Annotated in this window: 26 protein-coding genes; 11 read left to right on the forward strand and 15 right to left on the reverse strand. The window is 69.1% G+C overall.

All coding sequences use genetic code 11. From position 1 onward, the window contains the following. Positions 1 to 308 precede the first annotated feature (308 nt). Positions 309 to 938 carry a hypothetical protein gene (locus tag QO010_RS16865; RefSeq protein ID WP_307351037.1) on the forward strand — a complete coding sequence of 210 codons (630 nt, stop codon included), beginning with the start codon at positions 309 to 311 and terminating at the stop codon, positions 936 to 938. A gap of 66 nt (positions 939 to 1,004) precedes the next feature. Here the strand turns inward: QO010_RS16865 and QO010_RS16870 are convergent, their stop codons facing one another. Continuing rightward, positions 1,005 to 2,180, reverse strand: a complete 1,176-nt coding sequence (locus QO010_RS16870; RefSeq protein WP_307351039.1) for a hypothetical protein — start codon at positions 2,178 to 2,180, stop codon at positions 1,005 to 1,007. A gap of 171 nt (positions 2,181 to 2,351) precedes the next feature. Between QO010_RS16870 and QO010_RS24030 the strand changes: the two genes are divergently transcribed. After that, positions 2,352 to 2,777 (forward strand): helix-turn-helix domain-containing protein, encoded by a 426-nt coding sequence (locus QO010_RS24030; protein ID WP_370873776.1) that lies wholly within the window; start codon positions 2,352 to 2,354, stop codon positions 2,775 to 2,777. Positions 2,778 to 2,872: 95 nt separating this feature from the next. Here the strand turns inward: QO010_RS24030 and QO010_RS16875 are convergent, their stop codons facing one another. Beyond that, positions 2,873 to 3,532 carry a hypothetical protein gene (locus tag QO010_RS16875; protein ID WP_307351040.1) on the reverse strand — a complete coding sequence of 220 codons (660 nt, stop codon included), beginning with the start codon at positions 3,530 to 3,532 and terminating at the stop codon, positions 2,873 to 2,875. Positions 3,533 to 3,859: 327 nt separating this feature from the next. Beyond that, entirely contained in the window at positions 3,860 to 4,204 is a 345-nt protein-coding gene (locus QO010_RS16880; RefSeq protein WP_307351041.1) for a YciI family protein, read from the reverse strand. Positions 4,205 to 4,327: 123 nt separating this feature from the next. Between QO010_RS16880 and QO010_RS16885 the strand changes: the two genes are divergently transcribed. The 4 genes from QO010_RS16885 to QO010_RS16900 all read left to right on the forward strand — a co-directional run bounded on the left by QO010_RS16885 (position 4,328) and on the right by QO010_RS16900 (position 8,493). Further along, positions 4,328 to 5,374 (forward strand): acyltransferase family protein, encoded by a 1,047-nt coding sequence (locus QO010_RS16885; RefSeq protein ID WP_307351042.1) that lies wholly within the window; start codon positions 4,328 to 4,330, stop codon positions 5,372 to 5,374. After that, a complete protein-coding gene (locus QO010_RS16890) occupies positions 5,374 to 6,837 on the forward strand; it encodes a carboxylesterase/lipase family protein (protein ID WP_307351043.1) in 1,464 nt (487 codons plus the stop codon). The genes QO010_RS16885 and QO010_RS16890 overlap by 1 nt, the downstream gene beginning before the upstream one ends. A gap of 43 nt (positions 6,838 to 6,880) precedes the next feature. Further along, complete coding sequence (locus QO010_RS16895) at positions 6,881 to 7,489, forward strand: helix-turn-helix domain-containing protein (RefSeq protein WP_307351046.1); 609 nt, start codon at positions 6,881 to 6,883, stop codon at positions 7,487 to 7,489. Positions 7,490 to 7,599: 110 nt separating this feature from the next. Beyond that, positions 7,600 to 8,493, forward strand: a complete 894-nt coding sequence (locus QO010_RS16900) for a DUF2306 domain-containing protein (protein ID WP_307351049.1) — start codon at positions 7,600 to 7,602, stop codon at positions 8,491 to 8,493. Here the strand turns inward: QO010_RS16900 and QO010_RS16905 are convergent. The 6 genes from QO010_RS16905 to QO010_RS16930 all read right to left on the reverse strand — a co-directional run bounded on the left by QO010_RS16905 (position 8,398) and on the right by QO010_RS16930 (position 11,427). After that, positions 8,398 to 9,222, reverse strand: coding sequence for a thioesterase family protein (locus tag QO010_RS16905; RefSeq protein WP_307351050.1), 825 nt, complete (start codon positions 9,220 to 9,222; stop codon positions 8,398 to 8,400). The two genes, QO010_RS16900 and QO010_RS16905, sit on opposite strands and share 96 nt — an antisense overlap. A gap of 20 nt (positions 9,223 to 9,242) precedes the next feature. After that, on the reverse strand, positions 9,243 to 9,845 hold the full coding sequence (locus QO010_RS16910) for a DUF2939 domain-containing protein (protein ID WP_307351052.1): 603 nt from the start codon (positions 9,843 to 9,845) through the stop codon (positions 9,243 to 9,245). 45 nt (positions 9,846 to 9,890) lie between these two features. Then, positions 9,891 to 10,103, reverse strand: coding sequence for a helix-turn-helix transcriptional regulator (locus QO010_RS16915; RefSeq protein WP_307351054.1), 213 nt, complete (start codon positions 10,101 to 10,103; stop codon positions 9,891 to 9,893). Beyond that, positions 10,096 to 10,521 carry a hypothetical protein gene (locus tag QO010_RS16920; RefSeq protein WP_307351056.1) on the reverse strand — a complete coding sequence of 142 codons (426 nt, stop codon included), beginning with the start codon at positions 10,519 to 10,521 and terminating at the stop codon, positions 10,096 to 10,098. Before QO010_RS16920 ends, QO010_RS16915 begins: the two co-directional genes overlap by 8 nt. An 80-nt stretch (positions 10,522 to 10,601) precedes the next feature. Further along, positions 10,602 to 11,060, reverse strand: a complete 459-nt coding sequence (locus tag QO010_RS16925; RefSeq protein WP_307351057.1) for a DUF2231 domain-containing protein — start codon at positions 11,058 to 11,060, stop codon at positions 10,602 to 10,604. A 7-nt stretch (positions 11,061 to 11,067) separates the two neighbouring features. Next, entirely contained in the window at positions 11,068 to 11,427 is a 360-nt protein-coding gene (locus QO010_RS16930; RefSeq protein ID WP_307351059.1) for a hypothetical protein, read from the reverse strand. Positions 11,428 to 11,572: 145 nt separating this feature from the next. On the opposite strand from QO010_RS16930, the gene QO010_RS16935 reads away from it, so the two are divergent. Continuing rightward, a complete protein-coding gene (locus QO010_RS16935; RefSeq protein ID WP_307351061.1) occupies positions 11,573 to 12,202 on the forward strand; it encodes a helix-turn-helix transcriptional regulator in 630 nt (209 codons plus the stop codon). A gap of 34 nt (positions 12,203 to 12,236) precedes the next feature. After that, positions 12,237 to 13,220 carry an NADPH:quinone oxidoreductase family protein gene (locus QO010_RS16940; protein WP_307351063.1) on the forward strand — a complete coding sequence of 328 codons (984 nt, stop codon included), beginning with the start codon at positions 12,237 to 12,239 and terminating at the stop codon, positions 13,218 to 13,220. A 4-nt stretch (positions 13,221 to 13,224) separates the two neighbouring features. Here QO010_RS16940 and QO010_RS16945 read toward each other — a convergent pair whose 3' ends face one another. Further along, entirely contained in the window at positions 13,225 to 13,593 is a 369-nt protein-coding gene (locus tag QO010_RS16945; protein ID WP_307351065.1) for a hypothetical protein, read from the reverse strand. Positions 13,594 to 13,741: 148 nt separating this feature from the next. On the opposite strand from QO010_RS16945, the gene QO010_RS16950 reads away from it, so the two are divergent. After that, positions 13,742 to 14,896, forward strand: a complete 1,155-nt coding sequence (locus QO010_RS16950) for an amidohydrolase family protein (protein ID WP_307351068.1) — start codon at positions 13,742 to 13,744, stop codon at positions 14,894 to 14,896. Positions 14,897 to 14,999: 103 nt separating this feature from the next. Then, positions 15,000 to 16,736: an ATP-binding protein gene (locus tag QO010_RS16955; protein WP_307351070.1), complete on the forward strand. Its 1,737-nt coding sequence runs from the start codon at positions 15,000 to 15,002 to the stop codon at positions 16,734 to 16,736. Between the two features lie 6 nt (positions 16,737 to 16,742). On the opposite strand, the gene QO010_RS16960 is transcribed toward QO010_RS16955, so the two are convergent. Continuing rightward, positions 16,743 to 18,293, reverse strand: a complete 1,551-nt coding sequence (locus QO010_RS16960) for an acetyl-CoA acetyltransferase (RefSeq protein WP_307351072.1) — start codon at positions 18,291 to 18,293, stop codon at positions 16,743 to 16,745. 231 nt (positions 18,294 to 18,524) lie between these two features. On the opposite strand from QO010_RS16960, the gene QO010_RS16965 reads away from it, so the two are divergent. Continuing rightward, positions 18,525 to 19,337, forward strand: a complete 813-nt coding sequence (locus tag QO010_RS16965) for a purine-nucleoside phosphorylase (RefSeq protein WP_307351074.1) — start codon at positions 18,525 to 18,527, stop codon at positions 19,335 to 19,337. Between the two features lie 11 nt (positions 19,338 to 19,348). Here QO010_RS16965 and QO010_RS16970 read toward each other — a convergent pair whose 3' ends face one another. The 4 genes from QO010_RS16970 to QO010_RS16990 form a co-directional block, all read right to left on the reverse strand. Next, a complete protein-coding gene (locus QO010_RS16970) occupies positions 19,349 to 19,729 on the reverse strand; it encodes a nuclear transport factor 2 family protein (RefSeq protein WP_307351075.1) in 381 nt (126 codons plus the stop codon). A 33-nt stretch (positions 19,730 to 19,762) separates the two neighbouring features. Then, entirely contained in the window at positions 19,763 to 21,799 is a 2,037-nt protein-coding gene (locus tag QO010_RS16975; RefSeq protein ID WP_307351077.1) for an AsmA family protein, read from the reverse strand. Between the two features lie 561 nt (positions 21,800 to 22,360). Beyond that, a complete protein-coding gene (locus tag QO010_RS16985) occupies positions 22,361 to 22,894 on the reverse strand; it encodes a hypothetical protein (RefSeq protein WP_307351081.1) in 534 nt (177 codons plus the stop codon). 70 nt (positions 22,895 to 22,964) lie between these two features. After that, complete coding sequence (locus QO010_RS16990) at positions 22,965 to 23,321, reverse strand: VanZ family protein (RefSeq protein ID WP_307351083.1); 357 nt, start codon at positions 23,319 to 23,321, stop codon at positions 22,965 to 22,967. Positions 23,322 to 23,324 lie beyond the last annotated feature (3 nt).

Below are 23,324 nucleotides of genomic sequence, written 5' to 3' on the forward strand. Positions count from 1 at the left end.
AACCCCGCACATCCGGGGGGATGGCAGGGCAGCCGCGAGTAAAGGTTTTGGGATATGTTAGAAGGGCTTAGGACTCGTCCCGTCCGCTAGTACGGCTCGGGAAAATCCAGGCTCGTGTCACGCAGGATTTCAGCCCATTGTTCGAGCGTTTCGAGGACTTCGTTCGAACTTTCTCCGTCCGGGCGCGCCAGTTTCCCCTCGTTCAACCGGATGCGGCCTTGCGCCGCCACCCCGTTGCGGGCCGCGTCGGGGGTCGCTAGCTTGGTCGTCCTGGCGCGGTTCGCGCTGTGATTGACTGGGGGGGCCAGGTGTTCAAGTTCTCGGGTTCGAGCGCGGTCGCCGCCGTGCTGGCGGGATGTGTCGTGGCGACGGCGCCGGTCTCTGCGTCGGCGCAGGCCTGGATCGGCCAGGTCGTCGGGGAGATGGCGGCCCAGCAAGCCGCCGCCGCCGCCGAGGCCGCCTGCCAGGCGGGGACGCCGCCGGCGGCCAAGGACATCGAGCGGGCCAACGCCGACTCCGCCACGCTTCTGACTGCCTATTTCGACCTGAAATCGGGGGCCAAGTCCGGCGCGCTGAAAAAGGTCTTCACGTTCAAAGAGCCCACCGCCGGCTATGTCGATGTGAACGGCCCGGTAAAGTTCGACGCGCTCGGCGCCCGGCTCGATGAGCCGACGCCGACTCTCAACCGGCTGAGCTTCATCGTCGGAGGCGACGCCTTGTCGGCGCGGGGCGTCTGGGAGGCCCGGTCCGGCGACCAGATCGTCGGCTACTACGCCATCGATTTCCAGCAGGTCGGGATCTGGGGTCCCAGCTGGCGCATCTGGCACGTGACCCTGTTCCCGGCCGACCAGCCGCCGGCGGCCACGGGCGCCTACTGCCACTATTATCAATCGACCCCCTGGAGCCTGAAGGGCTCGGGTGCGGCGGAGGCCGAGTAGGCCCTGGAGCGCGTTCCGAAAAGTGGGAACCGGTTTTCGGAATAAACGCGCGTAAAAACAGAGTCTTCAGGCGTCGCCCTCGCGCCAGCCCTGGCCGTCTCCCTGGTCGTCCAGGACAGCCGTGGCTTCCGTCGCCGACGTCCGGGTGATGACCAGCCGCCGCGACCACAGGGGCAGGACGGCCTTGCCGTCGGCCCCCAGCGGCAGGTCGCGATACTGCAGGCCGACCGCGCGCTCGCCCTTCCGCGCCGTGACCGCCACGCCGATGCGCCGGCTCGACACCGCCACCAGCCTGACCTCGAAGTCGATCGGCGCCTCGTCGCCGCCCGCCCGTTCCTCCAGCAGGATCGGCCCGGCGATGTTGGGCACGCGAATGCCGCCATAGCCGCCCCAGAGCCAGGGGCGCCCCTGGGCCCGGACGGCCTCGTAGCCGTCGCGGAGACTGTAGAAGCAGTAGTTCTGCGGCGAGGTGGAGCCCTGGGTGGTCTCGTTGACCTGGGCGCACCAGGTGGCGGCCTGGCTGCGCAGCCAGCGCGACCGCTGCGGCCGCACATCGATGAGCTGGAAGACCGTTCCAGCCTTGGCCTCGACCCGGATCGCTCCGCCACCCTCGAACGGCTGGGCCAGCACCGCCGTGCGGAAGCGCGCCAGCCTGCCGGTCATCAGGACCTCGCCCTTCCTGACCGGTCCGCCGGTGGCGGCGAGTGAGGCCATGTCGACCCGAACGCCGCCGATGGTCCCCGGTTCTTCCCGGAAGGGCGGAAGTTGCGGCACGCTCGGCCGCGTGGCGGCCTCGATCCGCCCGGAGAGGTCGGTGGCCAGGAAGGCCCGCTCCCAGGCCTCCCGCCTGCCGCCCGCCAGGCCACGCCAGGCGTCGGCCTCCTCCGGCGTCAGCGTCACGGCCGTATAGCCCATGTTGGTCAGGCACAGCCCTACGGCGCGGCCCCGCGCCTGGTTGGTTTCGATGCCGGCGATGATCAGCATGGCGATCGCCCCGCCCGCCGCCGTGGCCATGTCCGGATAGGCCACCCCTCCGCCGGCTCCCGAATAGCTGAGCCCGGGCAGGTCGGCCGCCGGCGCCTGGGCGGCGATGGCCTTGCAGGTCGCCTGATCCGCGGCGCGCTGGTCGTAGGACCCGCCAGGCTTGGCCAGGACGGCGGCGGGCTCGGCGGCGTGGGCGGCCTGGACGGAGATGGCGGCTAGGGCGAGCGCCAGGGCGGCGCGAGAGGCGATGGATCGCATGAGTGAGTTCCCCCAATGGCGGTCGGCGACCCATTGTCCCGACTCTATGCTGGACCACAAGCGGAAGGCTGGAGGCATCAACCCCGGCGACATTGAGTCAAAAAATCCGACCTCTTTCCTTAGCGATTGTCACATGGTATGTGGCGACAACTCACATCGAATGTACAGGTCATGATAGCTATTCAATCCGACGATATTCGAGCATTTCGCAACCGGTACGGGCTGCCCCAAGGCGCCCTCGCGACCTTACTTGGCTGCTCCAAGCGAACCATTGAGGAATGGGAGGGAGCGAGAAATCCTACTCCCGCGATGCTGGGACTCGCACTCGCCGCCTTAGCCGCGGATTTGCGGCCATGGCAGAACTCGGCGCTTCAAATTACTTCCGACGGCGACGGCTACAGGGTGCGTTATGAGGATGGAACCGCTCCAGGCTTCGCAGGCGAATGTGTTGCAGCCCGGGCATTCGTGTCGAGAGAAGCCGCTGAAGCCTTTGTTCGTTTCTGGGAGGGAGCAGACACGAGTTGGGATGGTGTGCCCGTAGCAAGGATGCGGAGAGAGGTATCTCGACCGAGCATCGCCAGGAGGCCTGTCGGATAGTGGGCTAGGACGTTGAGCGCCATCCCTTTGCGTCGGAGAAAGTAAGTAAAAGGGTTGGAGTCATTTTTTGGATAGGCACTTTTCTTCTTAAAACCTTACCTTTCGACAATAGCTGAGTTCCAAATTTTCTCATACGTGCTGGAGACTGCATCAAACGCATCGACAATCTGAGTTAAGGTTGTGGGCGCTTGCTTAGCACCATCTTTGAAGGACGCACCAGATTGATAGCAATCTTGTCCGTCTACTATAACGTATCTATCATGCAATCCAGACGAAGATCGTATCTGAATTTTGGCGGCGTATTGTTTGGCGAATGCATCCACCGAAGGTATAAGCGCTCCGAGCTTCTTGTCGGTTGTCAGCAACCGTATGTTCACATTGTCTCTGATCGATCCTAGAAATCTAGACACGAACTCTGCATCAAGATAAGGGTCGACGAAAAACACGTCTGCGGTTGCCCCCTGCAGGATGCGTCTAATCTCGTCAAAATAATCAAAAACACTGCCTTTGCCTATGGCGATATTGGTGGGACCCGTAGTTCTCAATCTAATATCGCTGAGAGCTTGTGCCAGTATAACCGCTATTTCCCTGTATCCTGTGCTGACAGTGACGGCAAGAGATGAGTCTAGTTTACTCAGGGCGAGGTTAACTCGTATACTGACAACGGGATTCCATTGATCCACAGCCGCCGCTACTCGCCCGAGCCAAATCATATTTTCGACAGTTTCCAGCCGAATCTTATCTCGACTCGGCATCGATCGGACTAGATCCTCAAGTTCTACTAGTAGAATATCTATTGATACGGAACCGGACAATGTTATTTCCTTCCCGATATTAAAACGCCGTTGGCTCAAATTGCGAAACTGGATTGATCTCAATGGCCAGGATGAGGCTTTGTGTCGATTGCTTATCCTGAGTCCGCCAGAAGATGTGACGTCAAAAAAACTAAGACTTGAGAATCTGGAGCCAGAATTCTCTTCGACAGATCACCGCGTGCTGCCTCGGGGCCCGGATCAATAGGGTGCGAGAAGCGTCTGGCACCAGTTCCTCATTGAACTCAGCGTCAATTGCCTGGAACGTATTCACCCCTCCTCCCCGAACGCCGCATCAATCGCCCCCCGGCAAATCCCCACCAGATCCCACTCCACAATTCTCGCCTCGCAAACCCGCGCCCTGACCAGCGGATCCCGCGCCGCCACCGCCTCGGCCTCTGCCCGGCTCGCGACATGCAGCAGATAACCCCCGTCCGCCCCCTCGATCGGCGAGCCGAAGCTGCCGCCCAGCAGCACCGTCTTGGCCGCCTCCATCGCCCCGACGAACTCCACATGCGCCGCGAAATGCTCAGCGGCCGCCGCATGGTTCTCCCCGCGCTGCAGCAGCACGAGAAAATACGTCACCGTCGGAATCTCTGCCGGCGCATCCGCCATCGAAAACCCTCCCGCCTGCGGTATCGGGCGGAGAATAGCGAACTCGCCCCACCATTAATAATTTGAAACTCGCCCCATTTTTGAATTCCACCTAGCCTCCTCCCGCCAGACCAGGGGGCTGAAATGGGAACGGTGCGGGTCGTGCTGGCGCTGGCGGTGTTGCTGTCGCACCTGCCGCTGGCCAGTTACAAGATCCTGAGCGGCGGGCTGGCCGTGCAGAGCTTTTTCATCATCTCGGGCTTCTACATGGCCCTGGTGCTGGAGGGGAAATACCGCGACGCGCGGCTGTTCTATTCGAACCGGCTGCTGCGGCTGGCGCCCACCTATTTCATCATGCTGGTCGTCGGCGCCATCGCGCTGTTCGGCCTCAAGGCCAGCGTCACCAGCTCGCCCGAGCTCATGGCCAGCCTGGCCCGTAATCCGCTGTCGGCGGCGGTGCTGGCCGTCGAGAACCTGGTCGTGGTCGGCCAGGACCTGTTGTTCTGGTTCAAAATCGACCCGCATGGCGCCCTGGTCTTCGACGCCTATGCCGACCCGGCCAAGGACAACATCGCCTGGCAGGGCCTGATGGCGCCGCAGTCCTGGAGCCTGTCGACCGAGCTGATGTTCTACGCCGTCGCGCCGTTCATCGTGCGGTGGAAGTGGGGCTGGATCGCCCTGCTGGCCGCCGCCAGCATCGCCCTTCGGCTGGCCGGCCACTGGCTGGATGTCGACTATCTGCTCTGGCAGGGGCGGCTCTTCCCGACCGCCCTCTTCATGTTCCTGCTGGGCGTGCTGGGCTTCAAGGCCATGCCGCTGGTCGAGAAGGCGCCCAGGGCGATCGGCTGGGGCGCCGCCGCAGTTCTGCTGGCCTATTGCCTGGCCTTCACCGCCCTGACCATGCCGCCGCTGATGGCCCGCTGGGTGACCTATGGCGTCGTCGCCCTGACGGTTCCGTGGATCTTCCACGCCTTCAAGGACAACCGGTTCGACCGCTGGATCGGCGACCTCAGCTATCCGGTCTATCTGAGCCAACTGATCGTCATCGGCCTGGTGCTGACCTTCAAGCCGCCGTTGCCGATCTGGGCAGCCATCGGCGGGACCTTCGCCTTCTCGGCCCTGCTGCTGGTGCTGGTCGAGCATCCCGTCGACCGCTGGCGCCAGAGGCGGCTGGCGGCGCGGCAAGCCTGATGCGCGCCGCCCTGATCGCGGCCCTGCTGCTGCTGGCCACGCCCGCCTGGGCCGGTCCCAGGCTCAAGGTCGCGGGCGGAGAGGCCGAGGGGGTCGCCTTGGCGGGTGGCGTCAACGTCTTCTACAGCCTGCCCTACGCCGCCCCGCCGGTCGGGCCGCTGCGCTGGCGCGGCCCCCGACCCGCCCCGCCCTGGCCGGGCGTGCGGGCGGCCAAGGCCTTCGGGCCCAGCTGCACCCAGAACATCTCGGCCAAGGGCTGGGGGCCCTGGACCGGGGAGTTCTCGCCGCAGGGGGCGGTCAGCGAGGACTGCCTGACCCTGACGGTGTGGATACCCGCCCACAAGCCCGGTGAGCCCCTGCCGATCATGCTGTGGATCCCCGGCGGCGGGCTGACCGACGGCGGCGAGGCGGCGGCCGTGACCAACGCCGCCGCCCTGGCCCGGCAGGGCATCGTGGTGGTCTCGATCAACTACCGGGTGGCGGCGTTCGGCCTGCTGGCCCACCCCGCCATCCCCGCCGAGCCGGACGGGCAGCGCGGCAACCAGGCCCTGCGCGACGCCCTGGCGGCCCTCATCTGGACCCACGACAACGCCGCCGCCTTGGGGGGCGACCCCAGGCGCATCACCCTGGCCGGCCAGTCGGCGGGCGGGGCGCTGACCTATGTCCTGCTGGCCCACCCCAGGGCCAAACCCCTGATCGCCGGCGCCATCATCCAGAGCTTCCCGCCGGGCAGTGAGCGGCTGCCGGACGCCGAAGCGATGCGCCAGGCCAGCCGGAAGTTCGGCCAGGCCCTCGACGCCCCGGCCCAGGCGGTGCTGGCCGCCTCGGACGAGGCGGGCCTCAATCTCTTCGTCGACGGGGTGAACATCCGCGATCCGGGCTTCGCGGCCGTGGCCGACCTGGCCCCGGTTCCGGTGCTGATCGGGGTCACCGCCGACGAGGCCTCCTGGCTGAAACCCAACCTCGAAACGCACCGCAAGAACGCCGAGACCTTCGGCCCGGACTTCCTCAAGCTCTACCCCGCCACCAATGACGCCGAGGCCCAGGGCACCGCCCTGCGCGCCGACCGCGACGCCAACCTGGTCGGGCTGCAGCGCTGGCGGGCCGCCCGCGCCAGAGCGAGCGGCGGGCCGACCTTCCTCTATCTCTGGGATCACCCCCTGCCGGGACCGCAGAGCGCGATCTACCGCGCCTTCCACTCCTCGGAAGTCCCCTACATGTTCGGCGCGCTGGGCCCCGAGCGGCCGTACACCGACCGCGACCGGGCCATCGCCACCGTGATGATGCGATGTTGGGCCAACTTCGTGAAAACCGGCGATCCCAACGGCGGCGGCCTGCCCGCCTGGCCGGGAACCGGGGTCATGCGGCTGGGCGAGGCCTTCGAGCCGCTGCCGCCGACGGCGCCCGACGTGGCGGCCTTCTTCAACGCCTATGACGACCGGACCGGGACCTTCGTCTTCTGAGCGGCGCTTGACCTTTGCCGCCCGGCCGGCATCGATGGCCGCCATGGCTGAGAAGAAACGGGCGGACAGAAGGCGCAAAGAGCAGGGCCTGACCTATCAGGTCACCGATCCCGAACAGCTCAGGGCCCTGGTCTCGACCGTGCGCGCCGACATCATGGACCAGGTCGCCGCCTTCGGGCCCCTGTCGGTGCGCGAGATCGGCGCGCTGACCGGCACGGCGCCCTCCTCGCTCTACCACCATGTCCAGCAGCTGACGGCGGTCGGCCTGCTGCTCGAGGCTGGCGTGCGCCAGACCGCCAAGAAGCCCGAGCAGCTCTACGACACCCCCGCGCCCCGCATGCGGATGCTGGACGCCCTGCAGGACCCGGCCAACCAGGGGGTGTTGAACGCCCTGGTCGACGCCGTCTGCAAACAGGCCAACCGCGATTTCGCCCGGGGCTTCGCCGCCCCACACCGCCAGACCACCGGCCAGGAGCGCAACGTCCGCTTCGCCCGCCTGGTCTGCCGCCCCGACGCCGCGACGCTGGCCCAGATCAACGCTCATCTGGACGCCGTCACCGAACTGATCGCCCGGTCCGCCGACGGCAGCGGCGAGCGCATCGCCTACGCCTGGGTCGTCGCGCCCCAGGGGCCCCGGCGCGGCAAGCGCTGAGCCGGCCAGCCTGACGTCTGCGGTCAAGACTTTGGCCCCTGGCGTCCTGGCGGCCGCCACGCCCTTTCGGCGATCCTCAAGGCTCTCAGCCCGTGTCGGAAGGCGACAGCATGCGTTTCAAGTTTCCCCTGGCGGTTCTGACCCTGGCCACTCTGCTGGCGCCCGCCGCCGCCTGCGCCACCACCCTGCAGACGGGACCCGACGCCCCACTCTGGGCGCGATTTGGCGCGGCGGCGCTGCTGTGGCTGCATATCGGCGGCGGATCGGTGGGGATGATCGCCGGGGCGGTGGCGGCCGGGGCGCGCAAGGGCGGACCCACCCACCGGCTGGCCGGTAAGGTGTTCTTCGCCGCCATGTTCGTCGCCTATCTGGTCGGGGCCGGGGTGGCGCCCTTCCTGACCGACGGCCAGCGGCCCAACTTCACGGCCGGGGTGCTGGCCCTCTACCTGCTGATCAGCGGCTGGCAGGCGGTGAAACGGCCGACCCTGACCCCCGCCCTGCCGAACTATGCCGGCCTGATGGCAGCCCTGGTCATCATGACCATGGGCCTCATCTTCATGCGCCTGGGGGCGATGAGCCCGACCGGAACCATCGATGGGTCGCCGCCCCAGGCCTTCGTGATCTTCAGCCTGGTTGGGGGACTGGCCGCGGTCGGTGAACTCAACCTGATCCTACGCCGCGGTCTGACCGGCGCGGCGCGCCTGGCCCGGCACCTGTGGCGGATGTGTTTCTCCTGGTTCTTCGCTTCGGGCTCGTTCTTCTTCGGCCAGGCCCAGCTGCTGCCCGAGCCCATCCGCAACTCGCCCCTGCCGCTGGTGCTGGGCTTCGCGCCGTTAGGCGTCATGATTGTCTACCTGGTCCTGGTGCGGCTGCCCAAGCGGCGGCGGGCGGCGGCAGGCGGTCCCGGCCTAGCTCCGCGCCACGTGCATGAGGTTCGACCCGCCCGTCGCCAGCAGCCGACCGTCCTCCGACCACACCCGCGCCCGCCCATGGATCAGGCCTGAGGCCGCCACGTCCGCCACGCAATCGACGAACAGCCAGTCGCTGGCCCCGCCCCGGTCGTGGAACCAGACGGTGAGGTCCAGGCTGGGGGCCACATAGTCCGGCCGATCCTTCAGACCGCGATGATGGGTCGGCCAGATCAGGGTGTCGGTGAGGATCAGCGGGCGGCAGGCGTCTAGGAAAGGGTCGTTCTCGTCGCCCTGGTAGCCGACGAAGCGGTGCCATTCCTGCAGCACCGCGCCCGGCGGCCGGGGCTCGCCCCAGGGGATCCAGACCAGGGGCTTGCAGTCGAGATTGCGCCAGAAACCGTCGAGCTGGTGGGCGTTGTCGCCCAGATGCTCGGCGACGGTCTTCAGCTCGGCCGGCGGCGCGACCTGGGGCATGACCGCTTCCAGCGCCGTCGGCCCCTCGGCCTTGTTGGTCGTCCAGACCTGGGCCTGCAGGAAGGTCCGCCCGTTCTGGACCAGGGCGACATTGAGCAGCCAGGCGTTGCGGCCCCTCTTCACCACCACGACCTGGCAGTCGGCCGCCTCGAAGGCGCCGGGCGAGACGTACTGCACCGACAGGGTGGCCGGCCGGTGGTCGGGCGGGACGACGGCGCCGGCCGCGCGCAGGGCGATGGCCGAGACATAGCCGCCGTTCGGCCCCCAGATGTTCCAGTCGCGGCTGAGCTGGGCCGTCAGCCGCTCGCCGTCACGGACGATGGCGGTGTCCTGTTGCAGGGCGCCCACGATCTAGACTCCAGCGACGATCAGCGTGGGGCCGGCAGCGTGGGGCCGGCGATCACCGGGGGACCGGGCGAGCCCGGCTCGAAGATCTTCGGCGGCAGCTCGATGCGGATCAGCTGCCAGGAGAACAGCCCCTTGCGGGCCAGCACCCAGGTCAGCGGCCCGCTGTCGGTGGGCTGGACGACGCGGAAGCGGTTGAGGCTGGCGTAGTGGTAGGCGAGCTTGGGCTTGTCCTGGGGCCTGGTCGCCGGCTTTGGCGTCTCACCCGGCGCCTCCGGCGGCGCCACGCCCTCGCCCGCCGCCATCCGGGCGATACCCTGGGGCGAGACGGCGGCGTCGACGAGCTTGTCCACCAGCACCGGCACGAACATCGCCGCCAAACCCGCGAAGGGGTTGTCCTTCATCTCCGGGTCGCTCTGGGCCTTGGCCATGAAGGCGGTGTTGAAGTCGGCCTTGAGACTCTCCCGCACGCGGGGGAAGTCGACCAGCTGCTCCAGCCTGTCGCGGTCGCCGGCCTTGGCGGCCTTCTGCAGCGCGCCCATGGCCATATAGGGCGAGGCGACATACCAGCCGACCAGCAGGGCCAGCGCCGCCGCCGCCAGCCCGATCCAAACCCGCCGAGTCATGATTCCCCTCCCTCAAGATCGCGGGAGGACTGAACCACGGCCGGCTCAGCCGCGCCACTGAAAGACCTCGTCCAGCGGCTTGCCGAACACCTGGGCGATGCGGAAGGCCGCCTCCAGCGAGGGGGAATACTTGCCCGCCTCGATGGCGGCGATGGTCTGGCGGGTGACGCCGATGCGCTGGCCCAGCTCGGCCTGGGACATCTCCCCGTTCAGGAAGCGCAGGGTGCGGATCTGGTTGCTGATGGGCCCCTCAGCCATGCCAGCCCCGCCGATAGTCGACCACGATCAGGACGCAGCGGGCGATCTCGACCGCGACGACCGCCAGGAGGGTGGCGCGCACGATATCCCAGCCCCCGGTGTAGAAGGGCATGAAACAGCCGATCCCCAGCGCCGCGGCCATCAGCAGGTAGTAGGCGATGCTGGCCGCGCGGCGGGCGATGGCCCGGTCGCGTTCGTCGGCCGGGGCGCGGGCGTCCTGCGGCGACTGGGCGCGGAAGACCAAGTGGCCCACGCCCAGGATCAGCAGCCTCAGAACCGAGACGGCGGCCAAGGCCGCCAGCACCCTGAGATAGGGCGGCGGGCCCGGCGGCGAGACGGCTGCATAGGCGAAGAAGGGAACATAGGCTGCGAGCATGGCGGCCAGCGCCAGCCAGGCGGACTTTTCTTGGTGGGGCATGAGAGCGGTTCCGTAAGAGAGACGCCGCTCTTATGATGTAAAGCAAATATAACATCAAGTCGAAAATTATGGACTCGATGTTACGTCTGGTCGCCATCCGAGCGACGCACCCCGATCCCTCGGCCGTAGACCATCTCGCCGCCGAACCCCGCGCCCACCGCCATGACCAGGAAGGCCAGCACGCCCAGCCCGATGGCCCAGGCCGGCGGCGGCAGGACCGGCGCATAGCCGGCGCCCAGCCGCCCGAAGAGACCGGCCGCCGCCAGGACCAGGGCGGTCGCCATCAGCGACGCATGGGTCATGACCAGCCTGGGCGCCGTCTCGCTGGCCCGGGCGTAGTCCAGCGTCCCGGCCGTGGCCGCCAGCAGGGCGCCGGCGACCCCGGTCCCGGCCAGCAGGGCCGAGGCCTGCCAGAAGAAGGCGGCCGGCCAGGAGGCGGCATGGAGGCAGGCCGCCGCCAGGTCGCTGAGCGGGACCAGCGTCCAGCAGGCGACGGGCGCATGGGCGAGCAGCGGATGGAGGGGGTGCATCCGGCTCATGGGCGCCTCAGCTGGCGGCGGGGGCGAAGACGCCGAAGCACAGGGTCAGGAAGCCGGCCACGGCGGCCAGGGCGTGGATGACGGCGACCGGCTTGGGCGGAACCTGTCCGCGCAGATGGAAGCTGATCATCAGGAAGCCGCCCAGGGCCGCCAGGACCAGCAGGCCGGCCGCGATCAGCACCGCCATCGGGGCGGGGGTTCCGGTCAGGAAGGCGGCGTAGAGCAGGATGACCAGGCCGGTGGCGGCGAAGGCCCCATGGGCCAGGGCCGCCGGCCAGGGCGGCAGGGCGCCCTTGAGCACCCTCGAAATCAGATACAGGCCGAACACCGCGGCCAACGCGAACAGGGCAACCGAATAGATCAGCATCGTCTCTCTCCCTCGAAGGATCGCAAGGCTGCGCCCGGCCAGAGACTTTGTAAAGTTAGTTCTGTCAAAAGTGTCTTTTGTCGGATGAGTGGTCTAGGCTGGGGCCGTCCGGCGCGCTAAGGCCTGGAGACGAACGGGAGAGACGATGCTCGAGGTGATCGGCCAGAGACAGCAGGCGCTGTTGCACCTGCTGCTGGAGCGCAAGCAGGGGCTGACGGTCGACCAGATGGCGGCGGCCCTGGGCATCACCCGCACGGCGGTCCGCGAGCATGTGGCGGCCCTGGAGCGCGACCGGCTGATCGCCCCCGGCCAGGCCCTGCCCTCGACCGGCGGACGGCCCGGCCGGCGCTATGTGCTGACCCCCAGGGGCCACGCCCTGTTTCCCAAGCAGTACGACCTGATGGCGCGGCTGCTGCTGGAATCCCTGGCGCGCCAGCTGGGCGGGGGGCCGGCGGTGGAGGCCGAGCTGGCCGAGCTGGGGGCGCGGCTGGCGGCGGATCTCAAGGGCCGGATCGGCGGGGCGACCCTGGCCGAGCGGGCCGGGGCGACGGCGCTGCTGATGCGCGAGCTGGGCTATGAAGCCACGGCCGGCGGCGGCGAAACCCCCGAGATCGAGGCTTTCAACTGCGTCTATCACGAGCTGGCCCAGAAGGACCGGGCGGTCTGCGCCCTGGACCTGGCCCTGATCGGCGGTCTGGCGGAGGCTGAGGTCGAGCACCGCGCCTGCATGGCCCGCGGCGACGACAGCTGCCGCTTCTGCCTCAAGCCGCGCTAGGCTGGCCGACCTTTCCCCCTGCAGAGCCTTTTCCATGCGCCTCGTCCAAGCCGCCGCCCTCGACTCCATCGCCGACTACCGCCTGATCGAAGTCGAGCCGCCCACACCCGGCCCCGGCCAGGTCGCCGTGCGGGTCAAGGCCTGCGGGGTGGGCTATGTCGACGCCCTGGTGGCGCTGGGGCGTTACCAGGTCAAACCGCCGCTGCCCCACACCCCGGGCTCGGAGATCGGCGGGGTGGTCGAGGCGCTGGGTGAGGGGGTCACGGGCCTCAGCATCGGCCAGCGGGTGATGGCCCAGGCGGCGGGCGGCTTCGCCGAAGTCGACCTGGCCCCGGCGGCGGCGGTGACGCCCATTCCCGAGGCGATGAGCTTCGAGCAGGCGGCTGGCTTCCGGATCAACTACCTGACCGCCCTCCACGGCCTGGCCGACCGCGCGGCCATCCGGCCGGGCGAGCGGCTGCTGGCGCTGGGCGCGGCAGGCGGGGTCGGCATGGCGGCGGCGCAGGTGGGCGCCCTGCTGGGCGCGCGGGTCATCGCCTGCGCCAGCACACCCGAAAAGCGCGCCTTCGCCCTGGCCCACGGGGCGGAGGCGGCCATCGACACGGCCTCTGCCGATCCCAAGGCCTGGCGCGAGCAGCTCAAGCTCCTGTGCGACGGCGCCGGGCCGGACGTGATTTTCGACCCGGTCTGCGGCCCGCTGTTCGAGGCGGCCTTCCGCTCACTGGCCTGGAAGGGCCGCCACCTCGTCGTCGGCTTCGCCGGCGGCCCCATCCCGGCCCTCCCCGCCAACCTGACCCTGATGAAGGGCGCGGCCCTGGTCGGAGTTGATGTGCGCCAGTTCCTGCTGTTCGAGCGGACCAGGGCGGCCGAGCATCTGGCCCAGCTGATGGCCTGGGTGGCAGAGGGCCGCCTGGCGCCGCCGGTCGGCCGGACCTTCGCCTTCGAGGACTATGCCGAGGCCCTGACCTTCGCCCTCAGCGGCCAGGGGCTGGGCAAGACGGTGCTGCGGGTGTCCTGACCGCTCAGGTCGTCGCCGGCCCGCAGGTGAAGGCGTCGATCATCGGCCATGACGAGTCCGTCGGCAGGCCATCGCCCCATGACCCGCCCAGACGGCCGACATGGTAGTCGAAATCGCAAACCTGACCCAGACCCGGCAACCGCTCGGTTTCGTCCATATGCAGGGAAAACAGGTCGATGGCCGCGCCATCCGCGGCGCGGACCCTGACCCGGCTCCAGACGGCCAGGACTCCGGAGGCGACCCTGCCGGGAACCACCGCCTCGACAATGGCGCCCTTCAGATGCAGGGGCGGCCCTTCCCAGGGCTCATAGGCCTTTGTCGGAGCGGCCCCCGCGGCGAGCAGGGCCGCCGCCAGCATGATCTTCAAAGTCATGGTCCCTCCGGTCAATCTCGCGAGGGTTGACCGGGATGGAAGCAAAATCGTGGCGCCGCCTTCCCTTGCGTCCGGCTTGTCACCCCTCCAGGCCCGGCGCGATACTTCGGCCGAGCGGCCCCGTCAGAGGGCTTCCGGAGGAAACGCCGTGCCGGATGACTTCATCCTGGAGATCGACAAGCAGGTCGGCATCGCCGTCGCCCGCCAGCGCGTCCCCGAGGCCGCCACCCGCGCCTGGCCGGAAGGTACCGTGATCGTCTCGGCCGACAGCCACATGCTGGAGACCGACTGCTGGATCGACCGCTTCCCCGAGCATCTGAAGGACCAGGCTCCGCGCATGGTGTTCAAGGACGGCGGCTGGGACCTCTCCATCGCCGGCCAGTCGATGACCCCGCCGGCCATCGCCGCCTCCCTCTGCGAGGCGATGGAATGCTATCCCGGCCTGACCGATCTCGAGGCCCGCCTGCGCGACCTCGACATCGAGGGCGTGGAGAAGGAGCTGATCTTCCCCCAGCGCCTGTTCGGCCTCCTCATGTTCGGCGAGCTGACCAACCGGGCGGAGGTGTTCGGCGCCTACAACGAACATATCGGCGAGGTCTGCGCCGCCTCGGGCGGGCGGCTCTTCCCGGTGATGATCCCCAGCTACTGGGACCCCGAGGGCGCGGCGGCCTCGGTCCGGCGCTGCGTCGAGCTGGGCGCGGCCTGCCTGATGATCCCGATCAAGCCCGGCAAATTCGAAAACGGCCGGACCATCCACTACAATCACGCCGTCATGGACCCCTTCTGGGCGGCGGTGGAGGCCAGCGGCCTGCCGCTAGCCTTCCATATCGGCGAGGCCATCCCGACCGCCGAGCCGGGCGCGGTCGGGGTCTCGGTGCTGACCCAGATGCAGGGCTTTCGGCACAACTGGGGCCAGCTGGTGTTCGGCGGGGTGTTCGACCGCTTCCCGGGCCTGAAAGCGGTCTTCGTCGAGGGCGGCTTAAGCTGGATCCCCGGCATGCTGCACGACGCCGACATGATCTATAACAGCTTCCCGACCTCGATTTCCCCCAGGCTGGCCCATGCCCCCAGCTGGTACTGGCGCAACCACTGCTACGCCACCTTCATGACCGATCCGGTGGGCCTTGAGATGCTGCACCGCATCGGTCCCGGGACGGTGATGTGGTCCTCCGACTACCCCCACCAGGAAAGCACCTTCGGCTACACCCGCAGCGCCATCCAGGCGGTGTTCGACGCCGTGCCCGTCGAGGACGCCCAGAAGATCGTCGGCAAGACGGCGCTTGAGCTCTTTCGAATGGCTTAGCGCGTCCAAACGCAATTCCCGCGTCGCTTTGCCGCCCCGCCGTTGACGAAATGCTACCCATCCCCGGCGCATGGTGGCGGCCGAGGAAACGCGGACACCGCCAATGCGGGCCCTGGACAGGCTTTTTGACGACCAGTTCGACGAGATCGCCGCCGACGCGGCGAAGGGCTTCTGGCTGCGTGTCGGGAGCGCGGCGCTGACCGTTACTCTGATGAGCCTGTCGGTGAGCCCCTGGGTCGCGATCCCGTGGGTGGCGGCCTTCGTGCTGGTCGAGGCCTGGGGTTTGCTGGCGCACCGCCCGCGGCCCCCGGAGCGCCCCGGCGCCACCGCCCGCCGGATCAACCAGGCCATGGTCGGGCTGGCCGCCATCGCCGTCTGGACCGCGGTGGCGCTGATCTACTGGGTCACCGGCGATCCCGCCCTGCAGTTTGTCGCCGCCTGCGTCCTGACCGGCATCCTGCTGGCGGCCCAGTTCCAGGCCGCCCGCTCGACGACCATGCTGGCCATCACCGCGACGCCGCCGTTTCTGGCCCTGGCCGTCCTGCCGCTGATGTCCCGCGACTTCCACGGCCTCAGTCTGTTCATGGTCTATGCCAGCATCGCCCTGATCGGCCTGCACCTGTCCGCCGGGATCGGGGCCCATCGCCAGGCGGCCGTCCGGCTGGAACGCCTGCAGCGCGAGGCCGTGGCCGCCAACCAGGCCAAGTCGGCCTTCCTGGCGATGATGAGCCATGAGATCCGCACGCCGATGAACGGGGTGCTGGGCATGGCCCACGCCCTGGCCCAGGGTTCGCTCAACCCCGAGCAGCGTCGTCAGGTCGAGATGCTGACCCGTTCGGGCGACGGGCTGATGATCATCCTGAACGACATTCTCGATCTGTCGAAGATCGAGGCCGGCCGCCTGGTCCTGGAGGACACCGTCTTCGACCTGCATGATCTGGCCAAGGTCGCCGAGGAGCTCTGGCGCCCGGCCGCCGAGGCCAAGGGGCTGGCCCTGGCCTGCGAGATCGCCTCCGAGGTTCCCCAATGGGTGAGGGGCGATCCGACCCGGGTGCGCCAGATCCTGCTCAACCACCTCTCCAACGCGGTGAAGTTCACCGAGCGGGGGGGCATTCAGATCGCCCTCGACGCCCCGGAGGCCGGCGTGGTGCGGATCAGCGTGCGGGACAGCGGCGTGGGCATGACGGCCGAGGAGCGGGCGGGCCTGTTCGAGGCCTTCTCGCAGGCGGACGCCTCCATCGCCCGCCGCTTCGGCGGCACGGGCCTGGGCCTTTCCATCAACCGCCAGCTGGTCGAGATGATGGGCGGCGAGATCGCCGTCGACAGCACGCCCGGCGCCGGATCCGAGTTCCGCATCACCCTGTCCCTGCCCGCCGCGCAGGCGCCCGCCTGGGCGTCGGCCCCGGACGCCGAGGCGTTCAGCCTGGCCGGCCTGCGGGTGCTGGTCGCCGAGGACAATCCGGTCAATCAGGCGGTCGTCCAGGCCGTGCTGTCGGCCACCGAGGCGGTGGTCGATCTGGCCGATGATGGCGAGGCGGCGCTGCGGCTGCTGGCGGTGAATACCTACGATCTGGTGCTGATGGACATCCACATGCCGACCCTGGACGGCATCGAGGCCCTGCGCCGCATCCGGGCGGGCGAAGCCGGCCGGCCGGACCAGCCGGTCATCGCCTTGACCGCCGACGCCATGGATGGCGACGGCGAGCGGTTCATCGCGATGGGCTTCGACGGGGTCGAATCCAAGCCGATCCAGCCGGCCAGGCTGATCGCCGCCATCGCCCAGCTGTGCGGCCCCTGGCGGCTCGCCGACCTCGACGAAGCCAGGCTGTCGGTGGCCTGACGGGCTCTAGGCGGCCGGTTCGAACCCGGTCAGCACCCTGCGCCCCTTGTCGTCCGCCGCGAACGCCACCGTCGCCCCCAGCGGTTCCTCGGCGATCAGCCGCTGGACCATGGCCGTGTCGTCCTTGTCGCTCATGGCCACGAAGCGGTCTCCCGCCGCGTCGGTCCCCACCACCATGGCCCGGGGTTCGGGACCGCTGTAGTCGATGGTGTAGGTCGTGACCGTCCCCTCGCCGGCCGGCTCGGCCCGCATCGGCGGGATCGGCCAGCCATTGATCTCCGCCTGCAGGGCGCTGCTGTCGAAGGGCTTGAAGGGCCGGGGCGCGGTCCCGTAGACGCCGACGGAATACTTGGACAGGAACCCGCCATTGGCCCCGACCAGGCCCAGCTCGCCCGGATGCTCGCGCAGGCGCCGGACCATGCTGGCGATGGCGTGCATCGAATAGTTGTTCCCCGCCCCGCCGAAGAAGGGCAGGCCGCCGGTCAGGGTCAGGCCGCGCGGGTCGGTCGGCGAAAGCCCCAGGGCGTCGCAGATGTTGAACACCGCGATCGGAAAACAGCTGTAGAGGTCGAAATGGCCGATATCGGCCAGGCCGGCGCCGGCCCCCGCCAGCGCCTGGCGCACGGCCGCCACGGACGCCGGGCTGGACCCCAGGTCGGCCCGTTCGATCACCGTGCGCTCCTTCACGTCGGCCCCGCCATAGAGATAGACGAACTTCTCCTCCGCCACGCCCAGCCGGCGCGCCAGACCCGCGCTGGTCAGCAGCACGGCCGCGCCCTGGTTGGCCTGGTCGCGGGCCACCATGCGGCGGGGGAAGGGGTCGGAGGTCAGGCGGTTGGCGGCCGTCACCGTGGCCAGGGCTTCGGCGTCGAACACCTCCTGCGACATGGCGTGCGGGTTGCCGGCCGCGACCTGGGTGAAGGGCGCGAACAGCTCGCCCATTTTCCGGCGATAGGCCTCCCTGTCGAGGCCGGTCCTGGCGCGGCGAGCGTTCTCAAACAACGCGTAGCACTGGATGGGCGTGCGGCCGCCATGGTCGGTGACGACCTGGGTCAGCAGGCCCTCCAGGCCGTGGCCCCGGTCCTCGAGTTGGCCGTCGACCGTCTCCGACCAGTCGCGGGTCTCGTTCTGACCCGCCAGATGCCGGACAGTGGAGATCGCCTCCGAGCCGACCAGCAGGGCCATCTTCACCGCGCCGGCCGCGATGGCGTGGGCCATCTCGTTCACCAGATGCTGGGGCCCCTGGCCGCCGGTCATTTCCGAAATCGCCCTGGCGGGGTCGGCGCCGATCCGCCTGGCCACCGAGCGCGGCAGGTTGTTGGAGGCTCCGAACGGCGCCCGGGCCATGGGGGTGGAAATCTCGAACTGCTTGATGGCCGCGATGACGTCGATATGGTCGGCCAGGTCCTGGCCTCCGGCGTCGGCGATGGCGGCGCGGGCGGCGGCGGCGGCCAGCTCGACCGGCGACAGGGCCTGGTAATCGGCCGCCTGGATGCGCTCGGAAGCCTCGCCCACTCCGATCAGCACGGGCGTGGCGTCGTCCAGGCGGTCGGTCATGGCGGGCTCCTCGTTTTCCCTGTGTTTGCGCAGGCGGAGCTTGGCTGCAAGCCGTGCCGTGGCGGAAGGAGGGTGAATTGCGGCGTTGCAAGCGGACGCGACGGCGGCCTATTTCGGTGACAGTTTACTTTATCCGCTCCTGAGCCCCCTCAGGCAGCCGGCGAGCCACGGGAGCGAATAAAGTAAACTGTCACCGAAATTACCCCGGCCGCAGACACCGCACGGACACCCATGACCATCGCCGCCAAAGCCGCCGCCGCCATCTCCGCCCGTTACAGCGGCCCCTTCCCGAAGGTCGCCCTGGTGCTGGGCAGCGGCCTGGGCGGGTTCGGCGAGACCATGCAGGTGACCGAGGCCATCCCCTATGCCGAGATCGAGGGCTTCCCGGTCTCCACCGTACAGGGTCACGCCGGCCGGCTGCTGATCGGCAAGGCCGGCGCCGCCGATGTCGTCTGCATGCAGGGCCGCATGCACCTCTACGAGGGCCACCCGCCCGCCAGCCTGGCGGTCGCCATCCGCGCCCTGCGTCGGCTGGGGGTCGAGACCCTGGTGCTGACCAACGCCGCCGGCGGCCTGCGCCCGGACCTGACCCCCGGCTCGCTGATGGCCATCGAGGACCATATCAACCTGTCGGGCTTCAACCCGCTGATCGGACCCAACGACGAGGCCGTCGGCCCGCGCTTCGTCGACATGACCGACGCCTACGACCCGGCCCTGCGCGCGCTGTTGGGTCAGGCGGCGGCGGCCCAGGGCGTCGACCTCAAGCGCGGCGTCTATCTGCAGGTCGCCGGCCCCAACTTCGAGACCCCGGCCGAGATCCGCGCCTTCCGCACCCTGGGCGCCGATGCGGTCGGCATGTCGACGGTGCCCGAGACCCTGGTCGCCCGCCATTGCGGGATGCGGGTGGCGGCCGTCTCGCTGATCACCAACCTGGCCGCCGGCATCGCCGACCACCCTCTGTCGCACGCCGAGACCCTGAGCGAATCGGCCAAGGCCTTTGGGCCCATGAGCCGGCTGATCACCGACTTCCTGGGCAAGCTCTAAACTGGCGCCCGTCAGGCGGAGGTGGGCGGCGCAAGCGGCGTCTGCTGGTATTGGACGGCCTTCCACACGCCGTCCCGCCGTTCGCAGACGGTGGTGGCCATGACGCTGACCTCGCGACCATCCCGTTCATAGATGGCGCGATAGGTGACGATGCCGGCGTCGGAGCCGAGGGCGCGGATATGGGTGGCCTCGATGCGCTTGGCGGCAAAGGGCGCGCGCTCACCCTGCATGGAGCCCAGCACCTGCGACTTGGTCATCACCCCAACGGGCAGCACCGCCGTCGCGTCGGGCGCCAGATAGCCGTCATAGAAGGCTCGGTCGTTTTCGGCGGAGGCGCGCAGGGCCTCCTTGGTGAGGGTGGCAAGTTCGCGTTGGACGTCGGTGTCGCTCATGGCTGACGCCTCCTTTTGGGGGCCCGATCGGCCCTAGGGCTTCTTCTCGACCTTGGGCGGCGGCGGGACTCCGGCCTTGAGGGGGGCGGCGCCGGCCAGCAGGGCCGGGCAGTTGACGTTCTTGTCCTTGCCCGGCTCCAGGAAGGGCAGCAGGGCGGCGAAGGGCGAGAGGACCGCCGACAGCGCCACCGCCACCCCGCCCTGGACCACCGCCGGACCGGCCTCGACCCCAAGCTTGGGTTTGACCAGCGGCCCTTCGGCGGTGATCGGCAGGAAGAGGCGCAGCAGGCGCGGCTTCTTGGAATGGCCTTCCAGCCGGAAGCTCATCCGCTCCTTGTCCAGGTTGACGGTCCCCGACCCGACGGCGGTGACCACCCCGGTGTCCAGCACCACGCGGCTGGCCCGGGCCACGCCGTTCGTCACCTTGAAGTCGGCCACCGCGCAGCGCACCGGCGTCTGGTGGGGGTCCTTGGAGAGCAGCATCCACAGCCCCTTGCCGAGATTGACCCCCAGCAGTTCGGCGAAGGCCTGGCGCATCTGGCCGCCGGACACCGCCAGGCTCAGCGTACCGTCGGCGTTGGCGGCCGCGCGGTGCACCGAATTGCCGGTCCCGTGCAGCTTGAGGCGGGCGGTGAGCGGCCCCTCGATCACCGGCTGGCCCAGGCTCCTGACGGGGATCCATTGGGCCAGGTCCGAGCCGGTCATCCGCGCATCGACATCGGTGACCGGGGTGGCGCCGCGGGCGTTGAGCCGGACCTTGCCGGTGATCTGGCCCCGGTCCAGCGTCACCCGCAGCGGATCGGCGGTCAGCAGGCCGTCGTCCAGGGTCAGGTCCAGGAACACCTTGCGCAGCGGCAGGTTGGGCGCGTTCACCGTCTCGGCGCGGTAGGTGACCTTGGCGTCCATGGCCCGCAGCCGGTCGACCTGCAGGGTGGCGTCGGGCAGCAGCCGCTGCTGGGCGGCCATCTTCTGGCCCACGGCCACCTGGTCGGCCGACACGGTCTCGCCCTTGCCGCGCCCCGGGGCGCCGCCGAAAATGCTGGCCAGGTCGTCGAAATCCAGCCGCCTTGAGCGCAGGTCGCCGGTCAGCAGCGGCCGCTTGCCGGCGGTGTTGACGGCGAGGTCGCCGCTGAGATCGCTGTCTCCGACCCGGCCGCTGAAGCGGTCGAACTTCCAGAGCCGGTGGTCGCGCGTCAGCTGGCCGCCCACCTGGTAGGGCGGGGTGTTGGGCAGGGTCAGGCCGGTCAGCGGATAGAGGTCGTTGAGGTCGGGGCCCCGCACGGTCAGGCGCGTGGTCAGCCGGCCGAGGTCGAAGGGGTGGGTGATGGTCCCCCTGGCGGTGATCCGGGTCGGACCGGCGGTCATCCAGGCGTCGAAGCCGTAGGGCCGGTCGGGCGAGACATTGAGCAGGGCGTCGCCGGTCGCCTCGGCCTTGAAGGCGGCGCGGTTGAGGCTGCCGTCACCGACGATGCGGAAGACGCCATGGCCGCCTGGGCCGACCGTCTCGCTGGACTCCACCCGGGCCCGGAAGATCACCCCGCGCGGGGCGTCGTCGATGGCCAGCTTGCCGTCATGGATCACCAGCCGCCGGATAGCCGGCAGCCTGGCCCCCGAACCGTTGCTGTCGAAGGTCCAGTTGGAGCGGCCGGTCTTGTCGCGGATCAGCTTGAGGTCCGGCGACTGGATGGCCAGCAGCGGCAGGATGACCTGGCCGCGCAGCAGCGGCAGGGCCTTGATCTGGATGGTGACCGCCCCGACCCGGGCCATGTCGCCGGTCCCGGCCCAGGCCGGCTGGCCGATGCGGAAGTCGTGGGCGGTGACCCGGGGCTGGAAGGACCAGGGATGGACCTCCAGGTCGCCGACGATCTCGACCCGGCGGTGCAGCCTGGCCGACAGGAAGCCCCCGACCGGCCCGCGCAGCCAGTTCCAGTCGAAGATCAAGACGAAGATGACGATGGCGGCCACGATCAGGGTCGCGGCCAGGGCGGCCAGCCGCTCGCGGGGCGTCAGGCCCTTCCAGCGGCGGTGCAGGGTTTGCGCGTGGCGCGCCGCCCATTCTCTTGAGGCCATGGGCCGGCGCGCGATGGTCTGTTCCGGAAACTCGCCCATCGCAGCACAACGCGCGAGAGGGGCGAAAGCGTTCCCTAGCGGAAGAGTCTAGTAGACCAGCTTCAGCGCGGCGAGCGCCCCGGCGGCGGCCAGGAAGGCGACAATGGCGACAATCTCGTAGGTTTTGAAAAGCGGTCCGTTCGGCGAGCGCATGATTTATTCCCCCTGTCCCAATTCGATCCAGCGAGGACTCCACTCCGCAAGCCACGCGCCACCCCGGTACTGAAAGGAATTGTTAACCCTTTCGGCCGCGACCTGGGGTGCGACATGGAATCGCGGCACTCCGCCCCCGGCGGGGGCGGACGGCCCGCCCGAGGCGCGCCTGCAGCGCGCCCGTGGCCGGCCCGGTGAGGGTTTCGGAGGCCGTGCGCTGAAATTTCATTGAAGTTCCCCAGCCGCCGCCGGGCGCCTGGCTGAGAGGTTTCGACTAGCCGACGCTGACCAGCGCACGGCCTTGAAAACCCTCACCGGATCGCGCTCTGGCGCGATCGTCCGCCCCCGCCGGGGGCGGAGTTGCAATCCCTACTTGCTGGGCCAGGTCAGGTAGCCATCGCGGTCACGGCCGGCGGCGCGGACGCCGCCCTGGCCGCAGGGGCCCTGGCAGCCGCCGGTCACATAGCCGGAACCGCCGTAGCCGACGACCGACCCGCCGCCATAGCTGCTGTAGGAGCTCTCGGACTGGGTGCTCTGCGAATAGCTGTCCGAGCTCTGCACCTGGACCCGCACGCCCGCGAGCCGGGTGTCGCCGACCGAGCCATAGACCTGGGCATAGTCGCGCACGCCGCCGTCATAGCTGTAGGATTCCGACCGCCGGCTGTAGGAGCCGCCGCCGGAACGCCAGCGGCTCGACCGATAGCGTACGGCCCGGCGGGGCCGCGGAATCGCGCCATAGCTCGGCGGCGGCGTGGTGGCCGCCGGCGGCGGGGCTGGCTGCGCCGGAACGGCACAGACCGGCTTCTGGACGCAGGCCCCGCTGGCCGATTGCGAAGAATTGGGGCCGCACCCTGCCAGCAGCAGCAGCGAGGAACCCGCAAGCCCGATCATTTTGAGACGCATGACACCGCTCCGACACCCATTTTGGGGTCACGCCGCAAGGACGGCGCCAGAGCGGGGTCAGGGACCGTGGTCAGGCGGGCCGCAGCCGCCGCCAGCCAAGCCCGATCAGCAGCGCCAGGCCCACGCCCACCGCCACCCCCAGGGTGTTGGCCAGGGCGTCGAGCGGGTCGCCCTGCCGGCCCCAGCCCATGGCCGCCTGGGCCAGCTCCACCCCGATCCCGCCCAGCACCAGGCCGATCGCCACCCGCCGGACCCAGGCCGGAAAGGCCCAGACACCCAGCAGGCTCAGGCCCAGATAGGCCGCCGAGTGCTCGATCTTGTCCGACAGGCTGACCTGCGGGATGGCCGTGGTCGGGGCCAGCGACAGGTAGAGGACCAGCCCGCAGGCGATGACGAAGGCGGCGAGGCGGATCGGGCGGGGAATCATCGA

The sequence above is a fragment of the Caulobacter ginsengisoli genome (assembly GCF_030814835.1).
Lineage (GTDB): Bacteria > Pseudomonadota > Alphaproteobacteria > Caulobacterales > Caulobacteraceae > Caulobacter > Caulobacter ginsengisoli.